This window comes from Kitasatospora sp. NPDC056181 (assembly GCF_042266225.1).
GTDB lineage: Bacteria > Actinomycetota > Actinomycetes > Streptomycetales > Streptomycetaceae > Kitasatospora.
This window is the reverse complement of the sequence record NZ_JBHJUK010000013.1, coordinates 1-10640: the sequence shown is the minus strand read 5'-3', so window position 1 is coordinate 10640 and position 10640 is coordinate 1. Positions and strand designations below refer to the sequence as shown.

General features: G+C 76.9%; 1 pseudogene. It reads left to right on the top strand.

Annotated features, from left to right (window positions below):
• Positions 1-3: 3 nt before the first annotated feature.
• Positions 4-10473 (top strand): annotated as a pseudogene (locus tag ACFC1F_RS08120) (SDR family NAD(P)-dependent oxidoreductase); the annotation flags it as partial.
• Positions 10474-10640 lie beyond the last annotated feature (167 nt).

The window sequence follows — 10640 nt, the reverse complement described above, 5'->3', positions numbered from 1 at the left end:
CAGATAGCCGACGCGCTGCGCAAGTCGCTGCTGGAGAACGAGCGGCTGCGCCGGCGGCACGACCAGGTCACCGCCGCGGCGCAGGAGCCGATCGCCATCGTCGGGATGAGCTGCCGCTTCCCCGGCGGGGTCGAGAACGCGGACGACCTGTGGCGGCTGGTGGCCGAGGGCCGGGACGCCGTCACCGGGTTCCCCGAGGACCGGGGCTGGGACCTCGAAGGCGTCTTCGACACCGACGCCTCGCGGTCGGGCAAGACGTACGCCAAGGAGGGCGGGTTCCTGCACGACGCCCCGCTGTTCGACGCGCCGTTCTTCAGCATGAGCCCGCACGAGGCGTCCGCCACCGACCCGCAGCAGCGGATGGTGCTGGAGGCGTCCTGGGAGGCCTTCGAGCACGCCGGGATCGACGTGCACACGCTGCGCGGCAGCCAGACCTCGGTGTTCGTCGGCGTCATGGCCGCCGACTACCACGCGCGGCCCGGCACGGTCGCCGAGGGCGCGGAGGGCTTCCTGGTCGTCGGCACCGACAGCAGCGTCGTGTCGGGGCGGGTGTCGTACAGCCTGGGCCTGGAGGGCCAGGCCATCTCGATCGACACCGCCTGCTCGTCCTCCCTGGTGGCGGTCCACCTGGCGGCCCAGTCGCTGCGGCAGGGCACCTCCACGCTGGCCCTGGCCGGCGGTGTGACGGTGATGTCGACGCCGCGCACGTTCGTCGAGTTCAGCCGCCAGCGCGGCCTCGCGCCCGACGGCCGCTGCAAGTCCTTCGCCGAGGCCGCCGACGGCACCGGCTGGTCGGAGGGCGTGGGCATGCTCGTCCTGGAGCGCCTCTCCGACGCGCGCCGCAACGGGCACCGGGTGCTGGCCGTGGTGCGCGGCTCCGCCCTCAACCAGGACGGCGCCAGCAACGGTCTCACCGCGCCCAACGGCCCCTCCCAGCAGCGCGTCATCCGCGCCGCGCTGGCCAACGCCCGGCTCTCCGCGGCCGAGGTCGACGTGGTGGAGGCGCACGGCACCGGCACCCGCCTCGGCGACCCGATCGAGGCGCAGGCGCTGCTCGCCACCTACGGCCGGGAGCGGCCGGAGGGCCGGCCGCTCTGGCTCGGCTCGATCAAGTCCAACATGGGCCACACCCAGGCGGCGGCGGGCGCCGCGGGCATCATCAAGATGGTCCAGGCGATGCGCCACGGCGTGCTGCCGAAGACCCTGCACGTGGACGCGCCGACCTCCCAGGTGGAGTGGGAGGCGGGCGCCGTCGAGCTGCTGGCCGAGTCCCGGTCGTGGGAGAAGGCGGACGGCGGGCTCCGCCGGGCCGGCATCTCGTCCTTCGGCATCAGCGGCACCAACGCGCACGTGATCATCGAGGAGGCGCCGGCCGAGGAGGACGCCGCCGTCCAGGACGCCCCGGCCCGCGACGACGCGGGGGCCGCCGGCACCGACGAGCCCCGGGCCTGGACGGCCGACGGCTCCGCCGCGCTGCCGTTCGTGCTCTCCGCCCGGGACGAACCCGCCCTCCGCGCCCAGGCGGAGCGCCTCCTGCACCACCTGGAGGAGGCGGCCGACGCCCGCGCCCTGCCGGACACCGCCTCCTCCCTGGCCCTGTCCCGCGCGGCCCTCGAACACCGGGCCGTGCTGACCGCCGCCGACGACGCGGCCCTGCGGGCCGGCCTGCGCGCCCTCGCCGACGGCGAGGAGTCCGCGGCCCTGACCCGGGGCGTGGCGGGCCGGGAGCCCCGTACCGTCCTCGTGCTGCCCGACCACGCCGGCGCCCCCGGCGCCGGGCCCGCCGCCTGGGCGCCGGTCGCCCGCGCGCTGGCCGCCGCCTCCCCGCTCTTCGCCGAGCGGCTGCGGACGGTGGCCGCCGCGCTGCGCACCCACACCGGCTGGGACCTCACCGCGGTGGTCGCGGGAGCCCGGACGGCGCCGACCCCGGACCGCCCCGACGTCGCCCGGGCCGGTGCCTACGCCGTCCAGGTCGCGCTCGCCGCCCTGTGGCGCGCGCACGGCCTGCGCCCCACCGCCGTGATCGGCCACGGCAGCGGCGCGATCGCCGCCGCCCAGCTGGCCGGTGCGCTCGCGCCGGAGGAGGCGGCGCGGCTCGCCGCGGACGCCACCGCCGAGCCGCCGGCCGCGTCCGGCGGCTCGGCCGCCGTCCAGCTCCACCTCACCCGGACGGACGAGGAGTTCGCCCACGCGGTACGGACCCTGGTGGAGAACGGCCACACGCTCTTCGTCGACGCCGGCCCGGCCCCGCTGTCGGCCGACACCGTCCTGGCGGCGGCCACCGCCGACGTCCCCACCGCCGTGATCGCCCCGCCGGGGCAGGGCGCCCCCGTCGAGGACTTCACCCGGGCGCTCGGCCGGGCCCACACCCTGGGCGTCCCGGTGGACTGGCAGGCGTTCCACGCCGGCCGCGGCGCCCGCCGGGTGGACCTGCCGACCTACGCCTTCCAGCACGAGCGCTACTGGCCCGAGTCCGTGGCCGACACCGGCGACCCGGCCGCGCTCGGCCTGGCGGCGGCCGACCACCCGCTGCTCGGCGCCGCCGTCGCCATCGCCGGCGCGGACGAGGCGCTGCTCACCGGACTGCTCGGCGTGGAGACCCAGCCGTGGCTCGCCGACCACGCCGCGGGCGGCACGGTGCTGCTGCCCGGCACCGCGTTCGTCGAGATGGCGATCCGGGCCGGCGACCAGGTCGGCTACGGCCTGCTGGACGAACTGACCCTGACCGCGCCGCTGGTCCTGCCCCCGCGCGGCGGCGTGCAGCTCCAGGTGTCCGTCGGCGCCCCCGGCGAGGGCGGCGGCCGGCCCGTCCGCATCCACGCCCGCCCCGACGACCGGTCGGCCGACGGCGCCGCGGGCGAGCGCCCCTGGACCGTCCACGCCACCGGCACGCTGCTCCCGGGCCAGGGCGGGCCGTCCTTCGACCTGACCGCCTGGCCGCCGAAGGGCGCCGTCGAGATCGACGTGTCGGACGCCTACCAGCGGATGACCGAGCAGGGCTACGGCTACGGGCCCGCCTTCCAGGGCCTGCGGGCCGCCTGGCGGCGCGGCGACGACGTCTTCGCCGAGGTCGCCCTGCCCGAGGAGGTCCGGGACCAGGCCCCCCGCTTCGGCCTGCACCCGGCGCTGCTCGACGCGGCCCTGCACGCCGCGGGCCAGGGCGCCGAGACGCCGGACACCGAGCTGCGCCTGCCCTTCGCCTGGAGCGGCGTGCGCCTGCACGCCACCGGGGCCGCCGCGCTGCGGGTCCGCCTCACGGCCCGGGGCACGGACGCGCTCTCGCTGGAGCTCGCCGACCCGAGCGGCGCGCCCGTCGCCTCCGTCGACTCCCTCGCCGTACGCGTCGTCACCCCCGAGCAGCTCTCCGCCGCCCCGACCGCCGCGCGCGACGCGCTGTTCCGGCTGGACCGGACGCAGCTCGCGGTGGACGCGGGTGTGGTGCGGGAGGGCCGCTGGGTGGCGTTGGGCGCCGGGGTGTCCGGTGTGGAGCCGGTTGCGGACCTCGGGTCCGCGGCGGGTGCGGACGTGGTGGTGCTGCCGGTGGGCGACGGTGACGTGCGGGAGGCCGTCAACCGTGTCCTGGCGACGCTCCAGTCCTGGCTGGCCGACGACCGCTTCGAGGACTCGAAGCTGGTCGTGCTGACGCAGGCCGGTTCGCCGGCCGGCGGCGCCGTGGCCGGTCTGGTGCGCTCCGCGCAGGCGGAGGAGCCCGGCCGGTTCGTCCTGGTTGAGCCGACCGACGCAGACACGTCCCTGCTGCCCGCCGCCGTCGCCTCCGGCGAGCCCGAACTCGCCCTGAGCGACGGCGCGGTCTTCGCTCCGCGCGTGGTCCGCGCCGAGACCGGTACCGGCTCGCCGTTCGACGGCACCGGAACCGTGCTCGTCACCGGCGGCACCGGCGGCCTCGGCGCCGTCATCGCCCGCCACCTGGTCACCGCGCACGGCGTCCGCCACCTCGTCCTGGTCAGCCGCCGCGGTGGCAGTGCCCCCGGCGCAAGCGGCCTGCGGGACGAACTCCTCACCCTGGGCGCCGAATCCGTCCGGCTGGAAGCCGCCGACGTCGCCGAGCGTGAGGCCCTGGCCGCCGTCCTCGACCGCATCGGCGAGGCCCACCCGCTGAGCGCCGTCATCCACACCGCCGGCATCGTCGACGACGGAACCATCACCTCCCTCACGCCGGAGCGGGTGGACGCGGTGCTGCGGCCGAAGGCGGACGCCGCCCGGCACCTGCACGAGCTGACCCGGGACCTCGACCTCAAGGCCTTCGTCCTCTTCTCCTCCGTCGCGGGCACGCTGGACGGCGCCGGTCAGGGCAACTACGCCGCGGCCAACGCCTACCTGGACACCCTCGCCCGCCGGCGCCGGTCGGAGGGCCTGCCGGCCCTCTCGCTGGCCTGGGGTCTGTGGGACACCGGCACCGGCATGGGCGGCAACCTCTCCCAGGCCGACATCGACCGCATCGCCGCGGCGGGCGTCCTCGCGCTCGGCGAGGACGAGGGCGTGGCGCTCTTCGACGCGGCGCTGTCGTCCGACGAGCCGGTGCTGCTTCCGGTCCACTGGGACTTCGCCGCCGTCCGGCGTTCGGCCGAGCCGGTCCCGGCGATGCTGCGCGGCCTGGTCCCCGTGGCCACCCGCCGGGCCGCCGCCGGAGCCGACGCGTCCGACGGCCTGCGCGGCCGGCTGCTCCGCCTGGCGGCGGACGAACGGGACGCCTTCCTGCTCGACCTGGTCCGCGCCGAGGTCGCGGGCGTCCTCGGCCACGGCGGCAAGGACGCCGTGGAGCCGCAGCGTGCCTTCAAGGAGCTCGGCTTCGACTCCCTCGCGGCCGTCAGCCTGCGCAACCGGCTCAACCAGGAGACCGGCCTGCGGCTGCCCGCCACGCTCGTCTTCGACTACCCGGCCTCCGACGTCCTGGCCCGCTTCCTGCGGGACGAACTCGTCGGCGCCGAGGAGGAGTCCGGTCCCGAGGCCGGCCCGGCGGTGGTGCTGAACGACGACGAGCCGATCGCGATCGTCGGCATGAGCTGCCGGTTCCCCGGCGACGTCCGTTCGCCCGAGGAGCTGTGGGAGCTGCTGGCCGCCGGCCGCGACGGCATCGGCGGATTCCCCGAGAACCGCGGCTGGGACACCGACGCCATCTACGACCCCGAGCCGGGAAAGCCCGGCAGGACCATCAGCCGCGAGGGCGGCTTCCTCTACGACGCGGCCGACTTCGACGCCGAGTTCTTCGGCATCAGCCCGCGTGAGGCGCTGGCCCTCGACCCGCAGCAGCGACTGCTGCTGGAGGGGTCCTGGGAGGCCATCGAGCGGGCCGGCGTCGACCCGTCCTCGCTCAAGGGCAGCCGGACCGGCGTCTTCGCCGGCGTGATGTACCACGACTACGCCACCCGGCTCGGCGCCGTCCCCGAGGACGTCAGCGGCTACCTCGGCAACGGCAGCCTGGGCAGCGTGGTCTCCGGCCGGGTCTCCTACAGCCTGGGCCTGGAGGGCCCGGCGGTCTCGGTCGACACCGCGTGCTCGTCCTCGCTGGTGGCCCTGCACTGGGCGATCCAGGCGCTGCGCCGGGGCGAGTGCGACCTCGCGCTGGCGGGCGGCGTCACCGTGATGGCGACCCCGGACACGTTCATCGACTTCACGCGCCAGCGCGGCCTCGCCGCGAACGGCCGGTGCAAGCCGTTCGCCGAGGCGGCGGACGGCACCGGCTGGGGCGAGGGCGTCGGCGTGCTCCTGGTGGAGCGGCTCTCCGCCGCCCGGCGCAACGGCCACCCCGTCCTCGCGGTGGTGCGGGGCTCGGCGGTGAACCAGGACGGTGCGAGCAACGGCCTGACGGCGCCGAACGGTCCGTCGCAGCAGCGGGTGATCCGGGCGGCACTGGCCGACGCGGGCCTGTCCACCGCGGACGTGGACGCCGTCGAGGCGCACGGCACGGGCACCACGCTGGGCGACCCGATCGAGGCGCAGGCGCTGCTCGCGACGTACGGTCAGGGCCGTCCCGAGGGCAGCCCGCTCTGGCTGGGCTCGGTGAAGTCGAACCTGGGCCACACCCAGGCTGCGGCCGGTGTCGCGGGCATCATCAAGATGGTCGAGGCGATGCGCCACGAGGTGCTGCCGAAGACCCTGCACGTGGACGCGCCCTCCTCGCACGTGGACTGGACGGCGGGCGACGTCGAGCTGCTGACGCAGGCGCAGCCGTGGGAACGGAAGGACGGCGTGCCGCGCCGGGCGGGTGTCTCCTCGTTCGGCATCAGCGGGACCAACGCGCACGTGATCCTGGAGGAGGCCCCGGCCGAGGAGGCCGGGGCCGCCGAGGGACAGTGGCCCGACGGCGCTCCGGTGCCGCTCGCGGTCTCCGGCCGTACCGAGGAGGCGCTGCGGGCCCAGGCCGAGCGGCTCTGGGCGTTCGTCGCCGCCAACCCCTCGCGGCTGTTGGACCTCGGCTACTCCTCCCTGACCTCGCGCACCACGCACGCCCACCGCGCGGTGGTGCTGGGTTCGACGCGGGCGGAGATGCTGGCGGGCCTGGCCGCGGTGGGCGAGGGCAAGCCCTCGGACCTGGCGGTCAGGGGCCGGACCGGTGGCGGCCGGACGGCGTTCCTGTTCACCGGCCAGGGTGCGCAGCGCGTCGGCATGGGGCGTGAACTCGCCGAGGTGTTCCCGGTGTTCGCGTCCGCGCTGGACGAGGTGTGTGCGCTGCTGGACGCCGAGTTGGGTGTTTCGCTGCGCGGGGTGATCGCGGGCGAGGGTGGTTCGCTGGACGACACGGTGTACACGCAGTCGGCGTTGTTCGCCGTCGAGGTGGCGCTGTTCCGTCTCGTCGAGTCGCTCGGTGTCCGGGCGGACTTCCTGGCCGGCCACTCGGTGGGTGAGATCGCGGCCGCCCACGCGGCCGGGGTGCTGTCGCTGGCTGACGCCTGCAAGCTGGTCGCCGCGCGCGGCCGGCTGATGCAGGCGCTGCCGTCCGGCGGTGTGATGGTCGCCGTCCGCGCCTCCGAGGCCGACGTGCTGCCGCTGCTGAAGGGCCACGAGGCCCAGGCGGGCATCGCGGCCGTCAACGGCCCCGCCTCCGTGGTGGTTTCGGGCGCCGAGAAGGCGGTCCGCAAGATCGTGGAGAAGCTGGAGGAGCGCGGTATCGCCTCCGTCCGGCTCACCGTCTCGCACGCGTTCCACTCGCCGCTGATGGAGCCGATGCTGGAGGAGTTCCGGGCCGTGGTCCGGGGCCTTTCCTTCGCCGAGCCCAAGGTCTCCGTGGTCTCCAACGTCACCGGCCGGATCGCCGCCGGCGAGGACCTGTGCGACCCCGAGTACTGGGTCCGCCACGTCCGCCAGGCCGTGCGCTTCGCCGACGGCGTCCGCGCCCTCGAAGAGGCGGGCGTGACCCGCTTCCTGGAGCTGGGCCCGGACGGGATCCTCACCGGCATGGCCCACGCCTGCCTGGCCGAGCCCGACGACGCCCTGCTCGTGCCCGCCCTGCGCAAGGGCCGCGACGAGGTCCGCACGTTCCTCGCCGCCGTCGCGGACGCCTACGTCAGCGGCTGGGGGCTCGACGGCGAAGGCCTCTTCCAGGGGTCCGGCGCCCGCCGCACCGACCTGCCGACGTACGCCTTCCAGCACGAGCGCTACTGGCTCGACGCGGCGCCCGCCGCGGTGGACGCCTCCGCCCTGGGCCTGCGCCCCACCGCGCACCCGTTGCTCGGTGCCGCCGTCGAACTCCCCGACTCCGACGGGGTGGTGCTCACCGGCCGACTCTCCGTGGCCGCGCAGCCCTGGCTCGCCGACCACGCGGTGGCCGGCACCGTCCTGCTGCCGGGCGCCGCGTTCGTGGAGCTGGCCGTCCGGGCCGGTGACCAGGTCGGCTCCGGCCGCCTGGAGGAGCTGACGCTGACCGCCCCGCTGGTCCTGCCCGAACAGGGCGCGGTCCAGGTCCAGGTGGCCGTCGGCGCGCCGGACGAGGACGGGCAGCGGCCGGTCCGCGTGCACGCGCGGCCCGAGGGCGCCGGCCCGGACGGCGAGTGGACCGTCCACGCGAGCGGCGTCCTGCTGCCCGGCGACCAGCCGGCCGAGGAGGGCGCGGACCTGACGGTCTGGCCGCCCGCGGGTGCCGAGGAGCTCCCCGTGGCGGACGCCTACGACGAACTGGCCGGGCAGGGCTACGGCTACGGCCCGGTCTTCCAGGGCCTGCGCAGGGCCTGGCGCAGCGGCGACGACGTCTTCGCGGAGGTCGAGCTGCCCGAGCAGGCCCACACGGACGGTGCGGCCTTCGGCCTGCACCCGGCCCTGCTCGACGCGGCCCTGCACGCCACGCTGCTGCCGGGTGCCGCCGCGGACGACGACGATCCGGCCTCGGGCCCGCGGCTCCCGTTCTCGTGGAACGGCGTGACGCTGTTCTCGGCGGGTGCCACGGCGCTGCGGGTCCGGCTGCGGGTCGCCGGGCCCGAGGTGGTCGCCGTCGACGCCGCCGACCCGTCCGGCGCGCCGGTCGTCTCGGTGCGCTCCCTGGTGGCCCGCGCCGTTCCGGCCGAGCAGCTCGCCCCGGCCGGGGACGCCGCCGGCGCGATGTACCGGATCTCGTGGCGGACGGCCGCCGCCCCCGCCACCGTCCCGGACCTCCGCTGGGCCGTCCTCGGCGCCGGCGAACCCGGTGCCGGGGCGCTCGGGGCCGGGGCCGGCGTCTGGGCCGACGCCGCCGAGCTGGTCCGGGCACTGGACGAGGGCGCCACCGCGCCCGAGGTGATCGTCGTGCACGACCAGGGCACCGCTGCCGGCGAGCCGCGGGCCGTCGTCCGTCGCACCGCCGAGCTGCTCGGCCGGCTCCTCGCCGAGGACCGGCTCGACGGCGCCCGCCTGGTCGTCCTCACCGGGGGCGCGGTCGCCGCCGCCGCCGGGGACGCCGTGCCGGACCTCGCCCACGCACCGCTGTGGGGCCTGCTGCGCTCGGTCCAGGAGGAGTACCCGGAGCGGCTGACCATCGTCGACGCCGACCCGGCGGACGGCTTCGGGCCGCTGCCCGCGGCCGTGGCCCTCGGCGCACCGGAGGTGGCGGTCCGCGACGGCTCGCTGCTGGTCCCGCGCCTGGTCCGGGCGGAACCGCCGGCGGCCGACGCGGCCACGGGCGACTCCGAGCCGGCGTTCGACCCCGACGGGACGGTGCTGATCACCGGCGGCACCGGCGGCCTGGGCACCGTCCTGGCCCGCCACCTGGTCTCCGGGCACGGCGTGCGGCACCTGCTGCTGCTCAGCCGGCGCGGGGAGCGGGCGGCCGGGGTTCCGGCGCTCCGCGACGAACTGCTGGAGCTGGGCGCCAAGAGCGTCACCGTCCGGGCCTGCGACGTCACCGACCGGGCGGCCCTGGCCGAGGCGCTGGACGCCGTCCCCGACGCGCACCCGCTGTCCGGGGTCCTGCACACGGCGGGCGTCCTGGACGACGGCACCTTCGCGTCCCTGACGCCGGAGCGCTACGACGCGGTGCTGCGGCCCAAGCTCGACGCCGCCGCCCTGCTGGACGAGCTGACGGCTGCTCACCCGGTCCGCACCTTCGTCCTCTTCTCCTCGCTGGCCGGCACCGTCGGCAGCGCCGGCCAGGCCAACTACGCCGCGGCCAACGCCTACCTGGACGCCCTCGCGCAGCACCGCAGGGCGGCCGGCCGCCCCGCGGTCTCGCTGGCCTGGGGCCTGTGGGAGTCGGGCGACGGCATGGGCGAGGGCCTGGGCGAGACCGACCGGGCGCGGATGTCGCGCTCGGGGGTCACCGCACTCACGGTGGCGGAGGGCCTCGCGCTCTTCGACGCGGCCCTGCGCTCCGACGACGCCGTGCTGCTCCCGGTCCGCCTCGACACCGCCCCGATCCGGGCGCGGGCCGCGGCGGAGGGCGTTCCGCACCTGCTGCGCGAACTGGTCCGGGTGCCGGTGCGGCGCGACCGCCGGGCGGCCGGGAGCGGTCGGCAGGGCGGGGCGGAGGACCTCGTCCAGCGGCTGTCGGCGCTCGACGGGGAGGAGCAGCTCGCACTGCTGCTCACCCTGGTCCGGACGCACGTCGCCGCGGTCCTCGGCCACGCGGGCCCGGAGGCGGTCGACGCCGAACGCGGCTTCTCCGAGCTGGGCTTCGACTCGCTGGCCGCGGTCGAACTCCGCAACCGCCTCGGGTCGGCCTGCGGGGTGCGGCTCCCGTCCACGCTGATCTACGACCAGCCGACCTCGGCCGCCGTCGCCGCGTACCTCCGTGGCGAACTGGTCGGGACGGCCGGCGCGCCCAGCCTGGAGGACGAGCTGGCCCGCCTGGAAGCCGTGCTCGGCGCCGCCACCCCCGACGGCGCCGAGCACTCCCGGATCGCCGCCCGCCTGCGGGCGCTGAGCGCCCGTTGGGCCGACGGTCCGGGGGCCGAGGAGAACGGGACGGAGCCCGCCGCGGAGGCCGCACTCGAAGCAGCCTCCGCCGAGGACCTGTTCGACATCCTCGACAACGAACTGGGCGTCTGACCGGGCGCCCTGCCGACCGAACCACCCGGGGAGAACGCGGGGGCCACCGGCCCCGGCGGGAACCACGAGGACCAGCCTCCCCGAGGCCGGGCCGGGCCGTCGCCCCCCACCGACGGTCCGACCCGGCCGGCCCCCGCGCGCCGCCGGGCGGCCCCACACCTGGCTCG